The sequence below is a fragment of the Sphingomonas sp. Leaf23 genome (assembly GCF_001421585.1).
In the GTDB taxonomy this organism is placed as follows: Bacteria; Pseudomonadota; Alphaproteobacteria; order Sphingomonadales; family Sphingomonadaceae; genus Sphingomonas.
This window is the reverse complement of sequence record NZ_LMKR01000003.1, coordinates 182,938-200,779: the sequence shown is the minus strand read 5'-3', so window position 1 is coordinate 200,779 and position 17,842 is coordinate 182,938. Positions and strand designations below refer to the sequence as shown.

Here is a 17,842-nt window from a genome sequence, read left to right as displayed (position 1 = left end):
CCGCTATGGCGACACGCTTCGGACGCCGCGTATCGCGCGAACGGGCCTGAGAGTTGGACAAGAATGACGACGAATCTTGAAGGAAGTGTTGCAGTTTCGCCGGAAGCCACCCCGACCGTGGACGCGTTGCCGCGCCGGTTCGCGGACTTCGCGACGCTGGGCGACGCGATGGATTATGCCGCGCAGGGGACGCGCGGGCTGAATTTCCATGACGCGCGCGGCACGCTGAAACGCCCCTATCCCTTCCGCGAGATGCGCGAGGATGCGCTGCAACAGGCCTATCGCCTGATCGCCAAGGGCGTGCGCCCGAACGACCGCATCGCGCTGATCGCCGAGACCGGCCCGGAATTCGCCGCGCTGTTCTTTGGCGTCGTCTATGCCGGCGCGTGGCCGGTGCCGCTGCCGCTGCCCACCTCGTTCGGCGGGCGGGAAGCCTATGTCGAACAGCTGCGGGTGCAGCTGGCGAGCTGCGATCCAAAGACGTTGTTCTACCCCGCCGAACTGGAAGCGATGGCGGGTGAAGCGGCGCGGATCGCCGGTGTCGAAGGCGTTGATTGGGAAAGCTTTTCGGCGGCCGAGGCCCCGGCGGTCGATCTGCCCAAGGCGTCGACCGACGACATCTGCTACCTGCAATATTCGAGCGGATCGACCCGCTTTCCGCACGGTACCGAGATCACCCATGCCGCGCTGCTGAACAACCTGTCGGCGCACAGCCATGGGATGGAACTGGTCGAGGACGATCGCTGCATCTCGTGGCTGCCGTGGTATCACGACATGGGGCTGGTCGGCTGTTTCCTGTCGGTCGTCGCGAACCAGGTGTCGACCGACTATCTGAAGACCGAGGATTTTGCCCGCCGTCCGCTGGCGTGGCTCGACCTCATCACCCGCAACAGCGGCAATTCGATTTCCTACTCACCGACCTTTGGCTACGACATTTGCGCACGGCGCATGTCGAGCCAGACGAAGGCGGCCGACCGGTTCGACCTGTCGCGCTGGCGGTTGGCGGGCAATGGTGCCGACATGATCCGGCCCGACGTGATGCAGTCGTTCGTCGACGCCTTCGCCGATGCGGGGTTCAAGGCGTCGGCGTTCCTGCCGTCCTATGGCCTTGCCGAAGCGACGCTGGCGGTGGCGATCATGCCGCCGGGCGAGGGGATCATCGTCGAACTGGTTGAAGAGACCGAACTTTCCGGCGGCACCGGCCGCGCCGACCGGCCGCAGCGGTACCGCGCGATCGTGAATTGCGGGAAGCCGGTGAAGGACATGGCGATCGAAATCCGCGAGGAAGACGGCAGCCCCCTGCCCGAGCGCGCGATCGGCAAGCTGTGGTGCAAGGGGCCATCGCTGATGAGCGGATATTTCCGCGACGAGGAGGCGACTGCGGCGTGCATGGTCGACGGCTGGCTGGACACCGGGGACATGGGCTATCTGTCTGACGGATATGTCTATATCGTCGGCCGGGCCAAGGACATGATCATCGTCAACGGCAAGAATCACTGGCCGCAGGACATCGAATGGGCGGTCGAGCAGCTGCCCGGGTTCAAGGCCGGCGACATCGCCGCCTTTGCCATCACCACGCCGGGTGGCGAGGAAACGCCCGCCGTGCTGGTGCAGTGCCGCGCGTCGGACGAGGGCGAGCGCCAGCGGCTGCGCGAGGAAATTCGCGAGCGGGTACGGTCGGTTACCGGCATGAACTGCGTCATCGAACTGGTCCCGCCACGCACCCTGCCGCGTACCTCGTCGGGCAAGCTCAGCCGGGCCAAGGCGCGCAAGCTGTACCTCGAGGGCGAGATCAAGCCCTACGCCATCGCCGCCTGATTTTTCACTTTCCTACAGCCCCGCGCTTCCCTATCCCGGAATAGGCCTTGCCCTTCCGGTTCTACCGGGATAGAGGCCGCGTCCGCACACGAGTGTAGCTCAGCTGGTAGAGCATCGGTCTCCAAAACCGAGGGCCGGGGGTTCGAATCCCTCCACTCGTGCCAGCGCGCCGCCGCGCCGATCCCCGCAACTGATGGACTGGATTCGACGACGATGTTTCGCGCGCTGTACGACTGGACGCTCCGCCTTGCCAATCATCGCCATGCGGTGCGCAGCCTGGCGGTCGTGTCGTTCTGCGAAAGCTCGTTCTTTCCGATCCCGCCCGACGTCGTGCTGGTGCCCGTCATCCTGCAGCACCGCAGCCGCGCGTATCAGATCGCGGCGATCTGCACGATCGCGTCGGTGATCGGCGGGATGGTCGGCTATGCCATCGGGTATTTCCTGTGGGATACGGTCGGCGCGTGGGTCATCAACCTGTACGGGTTGCAGGACAAGGCCGCCGCGTTCCAGGCGTCGTTCGCGAAATATGGCGCGGCGATCATCCTGCTGAAAGGGTTGACGCCGATCCCGTTCAAGCTGGTCACGATTGCCTCGGGGCTGGCCAAGTTCAACTTTGCGCTGTTCGTCATCACCGCGGCGATCACCCGCGCCTTCCGCTTCTTCCTGATCGCGTTCCTGCTGAAGAAATATGGTCAGCCGGTGCAGGACTTCATCGAAAAGCGGCTGACGCTGATCGGTATCCTGGTCGTCGTGGCGATCGTCGGCGGGTTCGCGGCGGTCAGCCTGTTGTAACCGTTTCGGATGTGGTTGCCGGAATCGTAACTTCGGCGAAACGACTGCCTGGCCAGTAGCCCCCTCGGCGCGACGCTTGCGCGCAAGGGGGAACCGACATGAAGTTGACGATGGCCGGAGCAATCGCGGCGCTGCTGGGCGCGACGCCGGCATTGGCGCAGGACATGCCCTTCGATCCGTACGGAACTGGCGGGGAAGTCACGTACCGCGACCCGATGACCGGATTTCGGGTCGAGGTGCAGGGCGGCTATGACCGGCTGGAGATCAATACCGTCGACGGCGACACCAAATATTATGATGGGGTCGACGGCATCCGCTATGGCGGGGAGGTCGGGTACGATGTCGCGATCGGTGGCAAGGTGCTGCTGGGGGCCTATGCCGGCTATGCCGGGGCGTCGACCAGGCGTTGCGACGAGGTGGGCACTGTCGTCGAGCTGTGCCAGCGGGCGAAGGGCGAATGGTCGGGCGGCGTCCGGATGGGCCTGCGGGTCGGCGAGCGGGCGCAGTTGTACGGCAAGGTCGGCTATGCTTCGATGCCGCTGGCGTTCGCCTTCGGCGCTGAGCGTACGACCGAAACCTATGCCGGCGTGCATTTCGGATTCGGGGGCGAAGTCGGGCTGGGGCCGCACGCCTTTGCCAAGGCCGAGTTGATCGCGACGAATTTCCGCACCCGCGACAAGATCTATGAGGGGGTTAATTTCGATCGGACGCACGCGGTGGCGGGGTTGGGATATCGGTTCTGAGGTCTTCGTCGCCTTGGGCGTGATCCGGGGCAACGCGTTTTCCGTCGTCGTTAGATCGGGAAGAAGAAGCGGGACCCCGGGTCGGGCCCGGGGTGACGGGTGGGGCAGCGGGGGCGCGCCGGGGTCGGGCGATGGCGGGCCTGGAAGGGCCGCAGGTCGACGCGACGCCCCCTGCCCCCGCACGCTTGCTTCCCGCTCGCGCAGTCGCTAGATACCATGCCCAATCCGACAGCGTGGATGGGCCGCGCCGGTTCCCAACAGGGACCGGACGGGGCCTTGTGTCCGCCGGTCGGTCGAACCGATAATGAAGGTCATGCACGTGGCGAAAGTTACCCCCGTCGAATTCATGCGGCAGGTCCGGGCCGAAACCGCCAAGGTGGCATGGCCGACGCGCAAGGAAACGGTGATGACCGCGGTGATGGTGGTCATCATGACCTCGCTGCTCGCCGTCTTCTTCCTCGGCGTGGATTCGGCGTTCGACGCGATCGTCAAGGGCCTGCTGAAGCTCGCCCAGTAACCACGCCTTCCCGTAATAGCTTTAAGGACACCCATGTCGCGCTGGTACATCATTCACGCCTATTCCGGGTTCGAGGGCAAGGTTCGCGATTCGATCCTGTCCGAAGCGACACGCCTCGGCCTTGACCATGCGGTCGAGGCGATCGAAGTCCCGACCGAGAATGTGACCGAAGTCCGTCGCGGCAAGAAGGTGCAGTCCGAGCGCAAGTTCATGCCCGGCTACGTGCTGGCGAAGCTGGACCTGAGCGATCAGGTATACCACCTGGTCAAGAACACGCCGAAGGTCACCGGCTTCCTGGGATCGTCGGGCAAGCCGCAGGCGATCAGCGAGGCGGAAGCCACGCGGATGCTGAACAGCAAGGAAGAGGCCGCCGCCTCGCCCACCAAGCAGAAGATCAAGGTCGATTTCGAGATCGGCGATTCGGTCAAGGTGCTGGATGGCCCGTTCGCGAGCTTCAACGGCGTGGTCGAGGAACTGGACTTCGACAAGTCGAAGGTGAAGGTTTCGGTGTCGATCTTCGGGCGGGCAACGCCGGTGGAACTGGATTTCGAGCAGGTCGAGAGAAGCAAGTAAGGCTAACGCCTTACTTGCTGGCCGCACGAAATTAACGTCAGCTAATTTCGAGACGGCGACCGACCGGCCGGCGGGTGCAAACCCGACCGACGTTAGCGGCGTAGGGCGAAGGCCCTGCGCCGTTTTTGCGTTCATACTTATGCGTTGAGGTACTAGGGCTTCTTAAGTATGCTATAGCAAAGTCGCAAATTGGAACTCGTGTTGTCATATTCTGTTAGGCATCAGATTTTTGTAAGCTCAACTTTTACCGATCTGGTGGAAGAACGTGCTGAGGTAATACAAGCCATTTGGGAGCTCGATTGCATACCAACGGGAATGGAAGCGTTTGTAGCAACAAGCGAATCTCAGTGGGATGTCATTCAGAAGGTTATTGACGAGTCAGATTACTATGTTCTTATTATCGGGGGGCGATATGGATCTCTGACCGATGAAGGGATAAGCTACACGGAGAAAGAGTTTCGTTACGCCAAGAAAAGGCAAATACCTGTTTTAGCTTTCACACATAAAGATCCAACTAGCATTCCAGTTGCCAAATCTGAAAAAGCTTCTGATTTACAAGCTAAATTAGAAGCTTTTCGAGAAAATGTTATGCGGGAATTTCCCGTCCGCCAGTGGTCTTCACCATTAGAGTTAGGTAGCATTGTATCAAGGTCGATAAGTCGCGAAGTAAAGGTGAATTCCCGCCCAGGCTGGATAAGGAATGACGGATCATCGCCAATCGTGCTTTTAGAACAAATCAATGCCCTATCTGAAGAAAATAGAATTCTCCGTGAAAAGCTATCGGTACAAGATAATAGCGAAACAGATTCAAATTTGGAATCTGGGGACGACTTGGTTACAATTTTCGGACATCGAAAAATAACTAATCCAAACACAATGAAGGTGCAAGACGATTCTTGGGAAACGGAAGTTTCTTGGGACGATATTTTCAGAGATATTGGCCCCTCTTTGATAAATGAAACAACAGAAGATGATTTGAAAGATACAATAGCAAGATTTCATTCATTCGACGAAATTCCGAACGGATTCCGATTAAGATCATACGGGTTAAATCTAGAGTCCTGGAATGAGATCATCATACAATTTAGAGCGTTGGGGTACATGGCCCCTGGCACGAAAAAGCGCGGAGTAAATGATCGAGGAAGTTACTGGGCAATCACACCTCGCGGAGATAAAAAGCTGGTCAGCCTTCTAGCAAAGCGTAGACGCCTACAATCGGAAGCAGCCAAATCCGCCTAGATTGTTCCTTATCTGCAAAACGCTCAAGTTTCATTCTTTCCGCAACGCAATCTCCAACGCCACCTCCCACCCGCCCGGCTCCCACTGCGTCCTGCGCCCACCCCGCCGCCATTCCAGTTGCGCATACTCCACCATCCGCATCTCCTCCTCCGCCAGCAGCAACCCGGCGCGATAGTCCTTCGCCTTGCGCTCGAGATACGCCGCGTTGCTCTCCCCCCGCTTAGGCGCGAGGTCGGGTTCGGCCAGCCCCTTTGCCCGCCGGTCGTTCCACGCGATCATCTGCATGGCCTGCGCGGCGGTCATCGCCGGGATCGGCGGGGGATCGTTGTGTTGCCAATGGTCGTGGACGTTTGCCTCCGGCAGCGAGCTTTCCAGCAGCGCCGTCTCCAGCCGTTCGGAGCCGACCGCCAGCGCGACGCGCATTCGCGGGCGAAGCCGGGGTGGTTGCGCGCGCGGGCGTAGAAGCTGGAATGGGCGAAGCCGGCGGCGGCTGCCGAGAGGCGGACGTTGGCGGTGGCGCTCAAGGCGGCTAGGAAGCGTTGTTCGGCGTCGCGGTCGATGGTGCGGGTCTTGCCGACGCGCAGTTGCAGGCGCCCTTTCGACCGGACGACGCGTGCTGGGCCTTGCCCCTGGTCGGGCCTGGCGAGGCGGGCGGCGGCGAGGGTCAGGGCGGCTTCCCAGCGCTGGGCGAAATCGGGGTCGGCGTTCCGCCGCTTGGTGAGCATCGAGCGGTTGAGGCCCGTCACGCGGGCGGCGTCGCGGGCGTTGCCGGTGCGTTCGAGTTGCTCCAGGAACGCGGCGTTCTGCAGCGCCTGCTTGCGGCTGTACGGGCGGGGTTTGCGATCGGGCATGGCGCTCATCCGATCAGGCGGAATCCTACATTGCAAGCGCCGTCCGTTTGCGCTAAGCGCGCCTTCCCAAACGACAGTTTTGGAAACCATGGCGGGAGGTGGCTCGGCAACGGACCACCGCACGTACCGCTAAACTTGAAAGAGAGTGAACATGGCCAAGAAGATTACCGGCTATATCAAGCTGCAGGTGCCGGCGGGCGAAGCCAAGCCGTCGCCGCCGATCGGCCCGGCGCTGGGTCAGCGCGGCGTGAACATCATGGAATTCTGCAAGGCGTTCAACGCGCAGACCTCCAGCGGTGACATTTCGAAGGGCACCCCGCTGCCCACGATCATCACCGTCTATGCCGACCGTTCGTTCAGCTTCGAGACGAAGACGCCGCCGGCGACGTATCTCATCAAGCAGGCGATCAACCTGAAGTCGGGTTCGAAGGAACCGGGCAAGGTGAAGGCCGGCAGCATCAAGCGGTCGCAGCTGAGCGAGATCGCCACGATGAAGATGAAGGATCTGAACGCCAACGACATCGACGCGGCGACGAAGATCATCGAAGGTTCGGCCCGCGCGATGGGCCTCGAAGTGGTGGAGGGTTAAGACTGTGGCCAAGCTGACCAAGAAGGCGAAGACCCTCGCCACCGCGATCGACCGCGAAAAGCTGTACGGTGTGGATGAAGCCATCGCGCTTGCCCGCACCCATGCGACCGCCAAGTTCGACGAGACGATCGAAGTCGCGCTGAACCTGGGCGTCGATCCGCGTCACGCCGACCAGATGGTCCGTGGCGTCGTGACCCTGCCCAAGGGCACTGGCAAGACCGTGCGCGTCGGCGTGTTCGCCCGCGGCGCGAAGGCCGAGGAAGCCACCGCGGCGGGTGCCGATGTGGTGGGTGCCGAGGACCTGATGGACGCGATCCAGGGCGGCAAGATCGATTTCGATCGCTGCATCGCGACCCCGGACATGATGGGCCTCGTCGGTCGTCTGGGCAAGATCCTGGGTCCGAAGGGCCTGATGCCGAACCCGAAGCTGGGCACGGTCACCATGAACGTTGCGGCTGCGGTCGAAGCGGCCAAGGGCGGCCAGGTGGAATACCGCGTCGAAAAGGCCGGCATCATCCATTCGGGCATCGGCAAGGCGTCGTTCTCGGCCGCCGACCTGCGCGAGAACTTCGACGCACTGGTCGACGCGGTGGTGAAGGCCAAGCCGTCGGGTGCCAAGGGCAAGTATGTCCGCAAGGTTGCGGTCAGCTCGTCGATGGGCCCGGGGATCAAGGTTGATACGACCGAGGTTGCAGGCGCGTAAGCGCCGACGCCGGGTCGCATGGCCCGGCCCGAGGCCGGCCGGCGGGGGCGCAAGCTCCCGACCGACGACGCGGGATTTACTCCCGCGTCGGCCGACACAAGAAACAGGGGTCGGAGGCTTCGCGCTTCCGGCCCTTTTTTCTTTGGCGGCGGCGAGATGAAGCGGGACCCCCGGGTCAGGCCCGGGGTGACGGTTGGGGCGGCGTCGCGCCCTCCCCGTCAGATATTCCCCTGTTCGTCCTCCGGCACGTCGTCGTCCGGGCCGTAGTACAGCGCCGCGCAGTCGTCGCGCAGGCAGCCGCCCTCAATCACAATGTCGTCGCGATAGGCGTCGGCGATGAACGCCAACGTGTCGATGTGGCGGTCCTCGAAATACATCTTGTGCACGTCGTCGCGGCCGGCGCCGTAGACGACGCGGGCGACCTTCGACCAGATCGACGCCATGGTGCACATGCCGCAGGGTTGCAGCGTGGAGTAGAGCGTCGCGCCGCGCAGCTCCATGTCGCGCTCGCTTTCGCAGGCGCGGCGGATCGCCATCATCTCGGCGTGCGCAGTGGCGTCGGGCAGTTCCTGCGTCTGGTTGGGTTCGGCGGAGAGGACGCGACCGTCCCGCACGATGATCGATCCGAGCGGCGAGCAGGACGGGTCGTCGCCCTTGGTCCGGGCGATGGCGATCGCCTGTCGCATCCAGTGTTCGTCTTGCGGGGTGAGCATGGCAGGTGTTCCCTTCTGCTTGGCCCAACGCTTCGGCGCGGCGAAAGGATCAGGTGACGGCGGCGAGGATGTCGTCGCTGGACGCGGCACCCACGTCGAGGCGGGCGAGCAGGCCCAGCACCGCTTCCCACCAGCGCCAAAAGGTCGCAAGGTCGGCGGCGTCGCGGACGTACGGGGTGTGGCCGGGGACGAGGCTGGGCGAGTGATAGGCGAAGTTGAGCACGCGCACCCCCTCCCCCACCGCCACGCGGATCGCCTCCAGCACGTCGGGGAGCGGCATGTCCTCGGGCGTCAGCGCGACGCGGTGGAGCAGGCCGGTGCGGGCGAGGATGCCGCGTCCGCGGGGGATGCGGCCGGCCGCGCGATAGAGCGCCGCGCCGCCGCGCCGCAGCCGCCCGGTAAAGACGGTGGTCAGCGGCAGTTCGACGATGCCGCCATCGGGGCCGGTGTGGAAGGCGTGGTTGGCGATGGCGCGATAATCCGGCCCACCCTGCGCGCCATAATCATAGCGGGCGCGCATCGAGCTATCGAGGCGGTAGCCGCGCGCCGCCAGGAGGCTGAGCGTGTTGGGGCCAAGGCCGTAGCGGCCGGCGCGGTAGACGGTCGGGCGGGTGCCGGCGAGGATGGTCAGCGCTTCGGTCAGCCGGTCCAGCTTCGCCGCCTCCAGCGCTTTCGGCAGATTGCCGGCGAAGCTGCTATGCGCCGACAGCGCTTCGTCGAACGGCGGGTTGACCCAGGGGTGGAGCTGCGCGCCGATCGTCGCGTCACCCTGTGCCAGTACCGCGCGCAAGGCGTCGATCGCGGCGGGATCGGTCGCGACCGGGTAGTCGACGAGGTAGCCGCTGCGCGCGCCCATGCCGGCCATCCGGGCATGGGCGTCGGGCAAGGCGGCGGTGGTCGCCACGCTCCAGCCGTCGTGGCGGAAGGGCGCGCGCCAGTCGAATTCTTCTTCGGTATCGACCAGCACGGTGAAGCGTGTGCCGAAGCCGTCGCGCCAGACGACCGGCCGGCCATCTGCGGGCCGAAACGGCGGGCTCACCGCTGCTGCGCCTGCCCGACCTCCACCGCGTCCGCCGCCGGCAGGCGCAGCGTCAGCGTGGCGGTGCCGAAGACGAGCGTGCCGCCCAGTTCGGTGGCGAGGTTGCGGGCGAGGCGGAGCGCAAAGCCGGTGCCGAGCAGCGACTGGTCGCCTTCGTCATCGTCCACGTCGAACACGCTGTCGCCAGGCCATGCGTCGAGCGCCGCCGGCCGATCGAGCACGATCGCGACATGGCCGTCGCCCTCCAGCCCCATGCGGACATAGATCGATTCCTCGGGCTCGCCCGCCGACACCAGCGTCGCGAGCAAGCGGGCGAGGAGGCGTTCGACGGCGCGCCGGTCGCCGGTGACCGACAGGTCGGTCGGCTCGATTTCCAGCAGGGTGCCGCGCAGATCGCACAGCGACGTGAGGTCGGCAGCGATCATGTCGAGCACGGGGCGCAGCGCCACGCTGTCGGCGCGCAGATCGAGCGCGTCGCCATCGATCCGCGCGGCCAGGTCGAGATCGTCGATCACCGCGACCAGATCGCGCGAATGGTTGAGGATCGCCCCGGCGCGGTCGCGATAGACCGGCGGCACGGGGCCGAGCAGCTGCGCCTCGATCATCTCGGCGAAACCGGCGATCGCCCCGGCGGGGGTGCGCAGTTCGTGGACGAGCTGGCGCAGCTGCGCCACGCCCGCGTCGCGGGTGGCGACCGGTTCGGCGCGTTCGTCGCGGCGCGGACGGCGCGCGGTACCGCGATAGCCGGTGAAGCGGCCGGTCGCGTGGTCGAAGGCGGGCACGCCCGACACGCTCCATTCGCCCGCCGCGTCGCTGTCGCCGCCGATCACCAGACGCGCGTCGCGGAACGGGCTGCGCTGACGCAATGCGCCTGCGGCCACGCCGTCGAAGCGTGCGGTGCCGGGTGCGGCGCCGAAATCGAGCGACAGGCCGACCAGCGGCGCACGGCTGACGCCATCGACCCAGCGGATCAGACCGGCGGCGTCGGTTTCGAAGCGGAAGCTGTCCTGCCGACCGGTGACGGGCGGCGGGGGCGCGACGTCCTGTATGCGCTCGAACGCTTCGATCCGGGCCATCACGTCGACGATGCGGAACGGGCCGGCGGGGTCGGTGGCGAACAGGTCTGCCTGATCGGCGACGGGCGGCGGGGTGAAGGTTTCTGCCGCCTCTGCTTCCGGCACCACCCCGGCGGGGGCAGGCATCTCTGCGAGGCTGGCGTCGTCCGGTTGCGGCGGGACACCCTGGTCTTCGCTGGAATGACGATCGGGGGTTGGCGACACCGCCAGCGTCTCCGCCTCCGGCGTGGCCACGGCGGCCGCTGCGGGACGGGCATCGTCCGTCTGCGGCAGGAGAGCCTCGTCTTTGGCGTCAGGCACACTATCGTCGCCCAGTACCAGGTCGGTGCTGCCGAAGCTGTCGAGCGCGCGCTGTACCGCGGGGTCGAGGTCGCGGCGATTGCGAACGATGCCGCGCGCCGTCGAGCCTAGGCGCGGGAGCAGCGCCAGCCATTCGTCGACCGACAGGGTCGCGCTGCGCAATACCGGCACCGCCGCCTCGATCACATCGGTCGCCAGCAGGTTGACCAGCACGGCGGGCGGGCGGGCATATTCGAGGTCGCGGGCGCTGGCGATGCGGACGGTGCGCGGTACGCCGGCGCGCAGGTCGTGGAGCAACGCGATCGCGCGCGGATCGGGGGCCGCACGGCCGCGCCCGATCAGGTCGACCAGCTGCCGCCATGCCGAGGCGCGCGCGCCCTCCCCCGTCAGGTCGGAGGCCAAAACCGTTTCGAGGGTATCGTCGAAGCGCACCGGATTCCCGTTACTCGCACCTGCGTAACTGCCGGGTGCCCATGACCCTTAACCCCGACACCGTTAATACGGAACTGCCCATTTTCGGTACGTCGCAATGTGGGACAATTGCGCTTCCGCGTAATTTTATAATGCTGTACGCAGGGCAATCATTCGAACCCTATCACGGAACTCTATCATGGCTTTCGATCGTATCGACCGGCAAATCCTTGCCCTGTTGCAGGAGGACGGGCGGATGACGAACGTCGAATTGGCCGAACGCGTCGGGCTGACCGCGCCGCCCTGCCTGCGCCGGGTGCGCGCGCTGGAAGAAGCCGGCGCGATCCGCGGCTATCACGCCGCGCTCGATCCCCGGCTGCTGGGCTTTACCATCACGGTGTTCGCGCTGGTCAGCCTGAAGAGCCAGGCGGGCAGCGACCTGGCCGCGTTCGAGGCGCATATCGCGACGATCCCCGAGGTCCGCGAATGCCATATGCTGAACGGCGAGATCGATTTCATCCTGAAGATCGTCGCGGCGGACCTGGAAACGTTCCAGTCGATGCTGACGACGCAGCTGATTACCGCGCCGAATGTCGCGAGCGTGAAGACGTCGCCGACGGTCAGGACGTCGAAGGCGTTGCCGGGAATTCCGGTTTCTGCGGGGGAGTAATTCCTCACAGCTCCCACCCCCGTTTGCTTTGGACGCGGGTGCGAGCCTGTCGAGAAGGGGGTGCCCCGAACGACCAAGTTCTCGACAGACGCTTCTCGACAAGCTCGAAGCTGCTCGAACCGAACGGGGTGGTTGGGGTGGAGGGTCCGCCCGCTCCCTTCGTCACCCCGGACTTGATCCGGGGTCCCGCTTTCCTGTTGCCGTTGCGAAGAAGAAGCGGGACCCCGGATCAAGTCCGGGGTGACGATGTGGTTGGGGCCGGCGCTACACCTGCCCCCAAACGAAAACGGCCCGGACCATCGCTGGTCCGGGCCGTTTCCTGTTGCGGTCACCCGATCAGTTGTTGCCGACCGCCGGGGTCGAGGCGACAATGCGGGGATTGTCGACGTAGAAGGTCCAGAAGCTGGCGATTTCGGCGCGCGGGCCGGTGGTCGTCACCTTTGCCAGCGCCGCCTTGGCTTCGGCAGCCTGACCGGCACGGGCGTGGGCGATGCCGATGCGGGTGTTGGCCTCGTCGGCGTCGACCCCGCCCTTTTGCAGCGCGAGATTGTACAGCTCGACCGCCTTGGCGTTGTTGCCGGTCGCCAGGTAGACGTTGCCTGCCGCCATCGCCGCACGACCGTTCGAACCAGCCTTCGCACGGGTTTCAAGCGCGGCGGCCGAACCGTCGGCCTTGATCTGTGCCTGCGCGGTGGTCTTCAGCGAATTGAAGACGCTGGCCGAGGCCGGGATCTTGCCCGATGCGCGCCCTTCGTCGATCACCGCGACGCTTTCATACGGCAGGCCGATGTCCTGCGTCGTCTGTACATAGTCGCGATAATCGTCCTGGCCGGCCAGCGACTTGGTGTCGCGCATCAGACGCAGGATGTCGACGCGGGCCTGGTTGCCGAGTGTCGCGCCCTTGTTGTCCGCACGGTCGCGGAACAGCGCCAGCACGGTGCGCCAGTTGGCCTGGGTCGGATATTCGGCCAGCTTGCGGCGCGCCCACTGCCCGGCCTCGACCGGACGGTTCGAGCGATAGAGCTGCGAAATGGCGAGGTCGTACCAGCCCGGCGGCACCGGCTGCCCGGCGGCCTTGCGCGCGGCCATCACCTTTTCGAGGCTGGCGAGGCCCTGATCAACCTGACCCTTCTGGATCGCGATGCTGGCGAGGCGCAGTTCGAGGTCCGGCTCGTTATAGCCGGCCTGCTTGGCGCGTTCGAAATTCTGCACCGCGACATCGGTCTGCTTGGTGTCGAGCGCGAGCACGCCGCGGTTGTAATAAAGGCTGCCACGCTCTTCCGGCTTCAGCTTCGGGCTGGCGAGCAGTTCGTCGATCGCGGCGGCGAGCGCCGGGCGGTCGTTCTTGGCCTGTGCCGACTGCACCTTCAGCTGGGCGAGGAAATAGGCCTCGTCCTGGTTGCCGGGGGTGGCGGCGGCCTGCATCGCGGCGATCTGCTGATCGGCGGCGGCGAAATTCTTGGCCTTGATCGCGGCGTCGGCGGCAAGGGCGGCGGTGCGGAACGCTTCGCTGACCTGAATCTGCGGCGCGGCGGGCGCTTCGTCCTTCTTCTTGCGCTGGGCATCGGCCGGCGCGGCGACGGCCAGGGTCGCACCCATGCCGAGCAGGGCAGCCAGGGCAGCCTTGGAAACGAACGTCATGCCGTGATTTCTCCCGAAAACTGATGCTGGACGTGAGCGCCCGGCAGGCGCGGCCCATCTAGGTCGAACCATGCGTCCGCACAAGCACACGCACGTAACGATGCGTTGCCAGACCTGCGCTGAACGCGCGTTGAACGGTTCGGGTCCGTCGGTTTCGAATCAGGGGGGTACCGGCCCGCTCCCCTTTGACGTGTCCGCGTCGGGCCGATAGGCGGCCAGGCGATGATCGCGATCCTGTCCCCCGCCAAGACGCTCGATTACACGAGCACGCTGCCCGAGCTGACCTGGAGCGCGCCGCGCTTTACTGACGAGATCGGGCAGATCGCGCGCGGGGCGGCGCGGCTGGGCGCGGCCAAGCTTGCCAGCCTGATGCGGATTTCGCCGAAGCTGGCCGAGTTGAACGCCGCGCGGTATCGCGACTTTGCGGGCGCCGAGGAACGGCCCGCGCTGCTGGCGTTCGCGGGCGACGTCTATACCGGGTTCGATGCGAAGTCGCTGGAGGCGGCGCAGTTCGACTTTGCGCAGGATCACGTCCGTATCCTGTCGGGGCTGTACGGGCTGCTGCGGCCGCTGGATGCGATCCGGCCGTACCGGCTGGAGATGGGCACGCGCTGGGCGCCGGGGCGGGCGAAAGACCTGTATGCGTTCTGGGATGACCGGATTGCCGACCTGCTGGCGCAGGATGTGCGCTCGAGCAGGTCGGACGTGGTGCTGAACCTTGCCAGCCAGGAATATTGGCATGCGGTGGCAGGCAAGCTGCCGGGCGATGTCCGCGTGATCGAGATCGATTTCCGCGAGGATGGGCCGGAGGGGCCGCGCTTCGTCAGCTTTCATGCGAAGCGCGCGCGCGGCATGATGGCGCGGTGGATGTGCGAGCACCGCGTGACCGACGTCGCGGCGATGCAGGGGTTCGACAGCGACGGCTATCGGTTTGCGGGGGCCGAGGGGGATCGGTGGATGTTCGTCCGGGGGCAGGCTTAAGAAAACACCGCGATGATCCCGGCGATCACCGACGATCCCGCCAGCGGGCCGACGAACATCACCAGCAGGAATACGCCGATGCTGCCGAGCATGACCCGCTCCTGCGGCCGGGTCAGGCGCGCGGGCGGACGCGGCGGTTCATAGCCGTCGGGCGGCGGGGGCCAGGCGTTCGAGTCATAGAACATCGCGCTTCTCCCGATCCCGCAGGGGGAACCGCGCGGCGACGACGATCGCCGCGCTGGACAACAGGATCGACGATACCAGAGCGCCGATCGACAGCAACCCGGCAGGCGTGACCGATACCCCTGCCCTTAAGCGCAGCTTGCGGCCGGCATGCAGCGTCAGGCGGGCGGATTGCGGTTCGTGGAACGGCTTGGGCATGGACGGGACAACGCGAGGCGCGGCGTTGCTATCCACGCACAGGAACGGGCGCCCCCGCTACGTGGCGGGGGCGCTCCTCTCCTACCTCGTTATGCCGGTTCGGCGACGCGCGGGGCGGCGTCGCGCACCCCGGCATCGACCGCATCGGCAAACTGCGCGAAATTGGCGGTGAACAGGTCGACCAGCTTGGCGGCGGTGCGGTCATAGGCATCGCCGTCGGCCCAGGTGCTGCGCGGGTCGAGGATCGCGGCGTCGACGCCCGGCACCGACACCGGCACCTCGAACCCGAAATGCGGATCGGTGCGGAATTCAGCGTCGTTCAGCGATCCGTCGAGCGCGGCGTTCAGGAGCGCGCGCGTCGCCTTGATCGGCATCCGGCGCCCTTCGCCATATTGCCCGCCGGTCCAGCCGGTGTTGACCAGCCAGCAGGCGACATTGCCCTTGGCGATGCGTTCCTTCAGCAGATTGCCGTAGACCGAGGGATGGCGCGGCATGAACGGTGCGCCGAAGCAGGTCGAGAAGACCGGTTCGGGTTCGGTCACGCCGATCTCGGTCCCCGCCACCTTCGACGTATAGCCCGACAGGAAATGGTACATCGCCTGGTCGGGCGTCAGCTTGGCGATCGGGGGCAGGATGCCGAAGGCGTCGGCGGTCAGCATCACGACGTTGCTGGGCACCGGCCCCATATTGTCGGCCGATGCATTGGGGATGCAGTCAATCGGATAGGCCGCGCGCGAATTTTCGGCGAGGCTGGGATCGTCGAGGTCGAGCGCCCGCGTATCCGGGTCCATCACGACGTTTTCGAGGACAGTGCCGAACCGCTTGGTCGTCGCAAAGATTTCCGGCTCCGCCTCGGCCGACAGGCGGATCATCTTGGCATAGCAGCCGCCTTCGAAATTGAAGACCGCCGTGTCCGACCAGCCATGTTCGTCGTCACCGATCAGCGTGCGGCTGGCATCGGCCGACAGGGTAGTCTTGCCGGTGCCCGACAGGCCGAAGAACACCGCCGTATCGCCGTTGGGGCCGATATTGGCCGAGCAGTGCATCGGCATGGTGCCGGTTTCGGGCAGCAGGAAATTGAGCAGGCCGAACACCGACTTCTTCATTTCGCCGGCATATTGCGTGCCACCGATCAGGATCAGCTTCTCGGTCATGCTGACCGCGATCACCGTCTCGCTGCGGCAGCCGTGGCGCGTCGGATCGGCGCGGAAATTGGGCAGGTCGATGATGGTGAAGTCGGGGACGAAGCCCGCCAGATCGGCGTTCTCGGGGCGGACCAGCATCGTGCGGATGAACAGGTTATGCCACGCCAGCGTGTTGATGACGCGGACCTTCACCCGGTGCTCGGGCTGCGACCCGCCGAACAGGTCCTGCACGAACAGGTTCGGTTCGTTGACCAGTTCGGCGAGGAAGTCGGCCTTCAGCGTGGCGAAATGCGCCGGGTCCATCGCGCGGTTGGTCTTGCCCCACCACACCGTATCTTCGGTGATCGCGTCGCGGACCATGAATTTGTCCTGCGGGCTGCGACCGGTGTGGCGACCGGTGGTCACGACCAGCGGGCCGTCCTTGGCCAGCCGTCCTTCGCCGCGTGCGACCGCCAGTTCGACCAGCTGCGGGGTCTGCAGATTCCAGTGCACCTCGGCACCGGTTTCGATGCCCATTGCCGACAGGTCGTGTTCGGGCGTGACGATCGCCATGGTAATTCTCCCTCGTATCCCGACTCGCGGACGGTGTCCCCGCCTCGCGATTTCCCGCTGCTGTAGGGGCCGGAAACGGTGCCGTCAAACACGTTAAACAACATTATCGCCGACATGTTTTGCGATCGCGGCCAATGGGTTAGCGGGCGAATTATATGATATATCTCCGTGCCCTGCGCGAACGCCATCCCGGTTCACGCCTAGGGTGACGGCTGGGCGAGTGTTCCGACAAGGGATCGAATGTCGCGTCGCGCGAGCGCAGGGCATTGAGCGGGACGCCCCTTTCCCCTACTCCTTGGCCGTGATGCAGATGGACCTTGTGGCATGACCGCGACGATCGCGCTGGTCGATGACGACCGTAACATCCTGACGTCGGTGTCGATCGCGCTGCAGACCGAGGGGTTCGTCACGCGGGTCTATTCGGATGGCGAGGTCGCGCTGAAGGCCTTTGCCGAGAATCCGCCCGACCTGGCAGTGCTCGACATCAAGATGCCGCGGATGGACGGCCTCGAACTGCTGCGGCGGTTGCGCGAGAAGAGCCGGCTGCCGGTGATCTTCCTGACCAGCAAGGACGACGAGCTGGACGAGGCGCTGGGCCTGGCGATGGGCGCGGACGACTATATCGCCAAGCCGTTTTCGCAGCGGCTGCTGATCGCGCGCATCCGCGCCATCCTGCGCCGCGCCGAACCGGCGCTGGCCGGCGAGCCGGGTAGCCCGGAGGGCGCGCCACAGGCGGTGCTGGAGCGCGGGCGCCTGGCGATGGACCCGGCGCGGCACAAGGTGACGTGGAACGGCGAGAACGTCACGCTGACCGTGACCGAGTTCCTGATCCTCGAAACGCTGGCCAGCCGCCCCGGCATCGTCAAGACGCGCAACCAGTTGATGGACGCCGCCTATCAGGACGACATCTATGTCGACGACCGCACGATCGACAGCCACATCAAGCGGTTGCGCCGCAAGTTCCGGCAGGTCGACAAGGAGTTCGACGCGATCGAGACGCTGTACGGCGCGGGGTATCGCTTCGCGGACGAATAGGGTGGCTGTGGATGGAGGTGGTGGTCCAGCCGTGGCCTGCTTCACCGCCGTGCCCCCGCGGAGGCGGGGGCCC

The 17,842-nt window shown here is 65.3% G+C and carries 20 protein-coding genes and 1 tRNA gene; 12 read left to right on the top strand and 9 right to left on the bottom strand.

The genetic code is table 11. From position 1 onward, the window contains the following. Window positions 1–63: 63 nt before the first annotated feature. The 7 genes from ASE67_RS09280 (at window position 64) to ASE67_RS17730 (ending at window position 5,682) form a co-directional block, all read left to right on the top strand. Complete coding sequence (locus tag ASE67_RS09280; protein ID WP_055759850.1) at window positions 64–1,818, top strand: fatty acyl-AMP ligase; 1,755 nt, start codon at window positions 64–66, stop codon at window positions 1,816–1,818. Window positions 1,819–1,906: 88 nt separating this feature from the next. Further along, a tRNA-Trp gene (locus ASE67_RS09275) sits at window positions 1,907–1,982 on the top strand. Window positions 1,983–2,031: 49 nt separating this feature from the next. Next, window positions 2,032–2,610: a YqaA family protein gene (locus tag ASE67_RS09270; protein ID WP_055761514.1), complete on the top strand. Its 579-nt coding sequence runs from the start codon at window positions 2,032–2,034 to the stop codon at window positions 2,608–2,610. A gap of 98 nt (window positions 2,611–2,708) precedes the next feature. Next, window positions 2,709–3,353, top strand: a complete 645-nt coding sequence (locus ASE67_RS09265; RefSeq protein WP_055759848.1) for an outer membrane beta-barrel protein — start codon at window positions 2,709–2,711, stop codon at window positions 3,351–3,353. A 319-nt stretch (window positions 3,354–3,672) separates the two neighbouring features. Then, on the top strand, window positions 3,673–3,870 hold the full coding sequence (secE, locus tag ASE67_RS09260) for a preprotein translocase subunit SecE (protein ID WP_082457097.1): 198 nt from the start codon (window positions 3,673–3,675) through the stop codon (window positions 3,868–3,870). A gap of 33 nt (window positions 3,871–3,903) precedes the next feature. Continuing rightward, window positions 3,904–4,443: a transcription termination/antitermination protein NusG gene (gene nusG / locus ASE67_RS09255; RefSeq protein WP_055759843.1), complete on the top strand. Its 540-nt coding sequence runs from the start codon at window positions 3,904–3,906 to the stop codon at window positions 4,441–4,443. A gap of 198 nt (window positions 4,444–4,641) precedes the next feature. After that, on the top strand, window positions 4,642–5,682 hold the full coding sequence (locus tag ASE67_RS17730; RefSeq protein ID WP_235511888.1) for a DUF4062 domain-containing protein: 1,041 nt from the start codon (window positions 4,642–4,644) through the stop codon (window positions 5,680–5,682). Between the two features lie 30 nt (window positions 5,683–5,712). Here the strand turns inward: ASE67_RS17730 and ASE67_RS09250 are convergent, their stop codons facing one another. Further along, window positions 5,713–5,985, bottom strand: a complete 273-nt coding sequence (locus ASE67_RS09250; protein ID WP_055759840.1) for a hypothetical protein — start codon at window positions 5,983–5,985, stop codon at window positions 5,713–5,715. Further along, window positions 5,982–6,542, bottom strand: a complete 561-nt coding sequence (locus ASE67_RS09245) for a hypothetical protein (protein WP_055759837.1) — start codon at window positions 6,540–6,542, stop codon at window positions 5,982–5,984. Before ASE67_RS09245 ends, ASE67_RS09250 begins: the two co-directional genes overlap by 4 nt. Window positions 6,543–6,684: 142 nt before the next feature. Here ASE67_RS09245 and rplK point away from each other — a divergent pair, with 142 nt between their 5' ends. Beyond that, the gene (gene rplK, locus ASE67_RS09240) at window positions 6,685–7,122 is read left to right on the top strand and encodes a 50S ribosomal protein L11 (protein ID WP_055759834.1); all 438 of its coding nucleotides are present in this window, start codon (window positions 6,685–6,687) and stop codon (window positions 7,120–7,122) included. 4 nt (window positions 7,123–7,126) lie between these two features. Continuing rightward, window positions 7,127–7,825, top strand: coding sequence for a 50S ribosomal protein L1 (gene rplA, locus ASE67_RS09235; protein WP_055759831.1), 699 nt, complete (start codon window positions 7,127–7,129; stop codon window positions 7,823–7,825). A gap of 218 nt (window positions 7,826–8,043) precedes the next feature. Here the strand turns inward: rplA and ASE67_RS09230 are convergent, their stop codons facing one another. The 3 genes from ASE67_RS09230 to ASE67_RS09220 are packed head-to-tail and all read right to left on the bottom strand — an operon-like array spanning window position 8,044 to window position 11,385. Next, complete coding sequence (locus tag ASE67_RS09230) at window positions 8,044–8,538, bottom strand: nucleoside deaminase (RefSeq protein WP_055759828.1); 495 nt, start codon at window positions 8,536–8,538, stop codon at window positions 8,044–8,046. Window positions 8,539–8,587: 49 nt separating this feature from the next. After that, a complete protein-coding gene (locus tag ASE67_RS09225; RefSeq protein ID WP_055759824.1) occupies window positions 8,588–9,577 on the bottom strand; it encodes a polysaccharide deacetylase family protein in 990 nt (329 codons plus the stop codon). Next, window positions 9,574–11,385, bottom strand: coding sequence for a sensor histidine kinase (locus ASE67_RS09220; protein WP_055759821.1), 1,812 nt, complete (start codon window positions 11,383–11,385; stop codon window positions 9,574–9,576). Before ASE67_RS09220 ends, ASE67_RS09225 begins: the two co-directional genes overlap by 4 nt. Before the next feature lie 178 nt (window positions 11,386–11,563). Here ASE67_RS09220 and ASE67_RS09215 point away from each other — a divergent pair, with 178 nt between their 5' ends. Beyond that, complete coding sequence (locus tag ASE67_RS09215; protein ID WP_055759818.1) at window positions 11,564–12,034, top strand: Lrp/AsnC family transcriptional regulator; 471 nt, start codon at window positions 11,564–11,566, stop codon at window positions 12,032–12,034. A 336-nt stretch (window positions 12,035–12,370) separates the two neighbouring features. Here ASE67_RS09215 and ASE67_RS09210 read toward each other — a convergent pair whose 3' ends face one another. After that, a complete protein-coding gene (locus ASE67_RS09210; protein WP_055759815.1) occupies window positions 12,371–13,675 on the bottom strand; it encodes a tetratricopeptide repeat protein in 1,305 nt (434 codons plus the stop codon). 222 nt (window positions 13,676–13,897) lie between these two features. Here ASE67_RS09210 and yaaA point away from each other — a divergent pair, with 222 nt between their 5' ends. After that, window positions 13,898–14,656 carry a peroxide stress protein YaaA gene (gene yaaA / locus ASE67_RS09205; RefSeq protein WP_055759812.1) on the top strand — a complete coding sequence of 253 codons (759 nt, stop codon included), beginning with the start codon at window positions 13,898–13,900 and terminating at the stop codon, window positions 14,654–14,656. On the opposite strand, the gene ASE67_RS09200 is transcribed toward yaaA, so the two are convergent. The 3 genes from ASE67_RS09200 to ASE67_RS09190 all read right to left on the bottom strand — a co-directional run bounded on the left by ASE67_RS09200 (window position 14,653) and on the right by ASE67_RS09190 (window position 16,734). Continuing rightward, window positions 14,653–14,841 (bottom strand): hypothetical protein, encoded by a 189-nt coding sequence (locus ASE67_RS09200; RefSeq protein ID WP_055759809.1) that lies wholly within the window; start codon window positions 14,839–14,841, stop codon window positions 14,653–14,655. The two genes, yaaA and ASE67_RS09200, sit on opposite strands and share 4 nt — an antisense overlap. Further along, window positions 14,831–15,037: a hypothetical protein gene (locus ASE67_RS09195; RefSeq protein ID WP_055759806.1), complete on the bottom strand. Its 207-nt coding sequence runs from the start codon at window positions 15,035–15,037 to the stop codon at window positions 14,831–14,833. Before ASE67_RS09195 ends, ASE67_RS09200 begins: the two co-directional genes overlap by 11 nt. An 89-nt stretch (window positions 15,038–15,126) precedes the next feature. Beyond that, window positions 15,127–16,734: a phosphoenolpyruvate carboxykinase gene (locus tag ASE67_RS09190; RefSeq protein ID WP_055759802.1), complete on the bottom strand. Its 1,608-nt coding sequence runs from the start codon at window positions 16,732–16,734 to the stop codon at window positions 15,127–15,129. Window positions 16,735–17,058: 324 nt separating this feature from the next. On the opposite strand from ASE67_RS09190, the gene ASE67_RS09185 reads away from it, so the two are divergent. Beyond that, window positions 17,059–17,769: a response regulator transcription factor gene (locus tag ASE67_RS09185; RefSeq protein WP_055759799.1), complete on the top strand. Its 711-nt coding sequence runs from the start codon at window positions 17,059–17,061 to the stop codon at window positions 17,767–17,769. The last annotated feature ends 73 nt before the right edge of the window (window positions 17,770–17,842 follow it).

What these genes read in the sequence shown, in the direction of transcription:
- ASE67_RS09280 (WP_055759850.1), top strand. Translation starts at nt 64, where the DNA reads ATGACGACGAATCTTGAAGGAAGTGTTGCAGTTTCGCCGGAAGCCACC.
- ASE67_RS09270 (WP_055761514.1), top strand. Translation starts at nt 2,032, where the DNA reads ATGTTTCGCGCGCTGTACGACTGGACGCTCCGCCTTGCCAATCATCGC.
- ASE67_RS09265 (WP_055759848.1), top strand. Translation starts at nt 2,709, where the DNA reads ATGAAGTTGACGATGGCCGGAGCAATCGCGGCGCTGCTGGGCGCGACG.
- nusG (WP_055759843.1), top strand. Translation starts at nt 3,904, where the DNA reads ATGTCGCGCTGGTACATCATTCACGCCTATTCCGGGTTCGAGGGCAAG.
- ASE67_RS09250 (WP_055759840.1), bottom strand. Translation starts at nt 5,985, where the DNA reads ATGACCGCCGCGCAGGCCATGCAGATGATCGCGTGGAACGACCGGCGG.
- ASE67_RS09245 (WP_055759837.1), bottom strand. Translation starts at nt 6,542, where the DNA reads ATGAGCGCCATGCCCGATCGCAAACCCCGCCCGTACAGCCGCAAGCAG.
- rplK (WP_055759834.1), top strand. Translation starts at nt 6,685, where the DNA reads ATGGCCAAGAAGATTACCGGCTATATCAAGCTGCAGGTGCCGGCGGGC.
- ASE67_RS09230 (WP_055759828.1), bottom strand. Translation starts at nt 8,538, where the DNA reads ATGCTCACCCCGCAAGACGAACACTGGATGCGACAGGCGATCGCCATC.
- ASE67_RS09215 (WP_055759818.1), top strand. Translation starts at nt 11,564, where the DNA reads ATGGCTTTCGATCGTATCGACCGGCAAATCCTTGCCCTGTTGCAGGAG.
- ASE67_RS09210 (WP_055759815.1), bottom strand. Translation starts at nt 13,675, where the DNA reads ATGACGTTCGTTTCCAAGGCTGCCCTGGCTGCCCTGCTCGGCATGGGT.
- yaaA (WP_055759812.1), top strand. Translation starts at nt 13,898, where the DNA reads ATGATCGCGATCCTGTCCCCCGCCAAGACGCTCGATTACACGAGCACG.
- ASE67_RS09200 (WP_055759809.1), bottom strand. Translation starts at nt 14,841, where the DNA reads ATGTTCTATGACTCGAACGCCTGGCCCCCGCCGCCCGACGGCTATGAA.
- ASE67_RS09195 (WP_055759806.1), bottom strand. Translation starts at nt 15,037, where the DNA reads ATGCCCAAGCCGTTCCACGAACCGCAATCCGCCCGCCTGACGCTGCAT.
- ASE67_RS09190 (WP_055759802.1), bottom strand. Translation starts at nt 16,734, where the DNA reads ATGGCGATCGTCACGCCCGAACACGACCTGTCGGCAATGGGCATCGAA.
- ASE67_RS09185 (WP_055759799.1), top strand. Translation starts at nt 17,059, where the DNA reads ATGACCGCGACGATCGCGCTGGTCGATGACGACCGTAACATCCTGACG.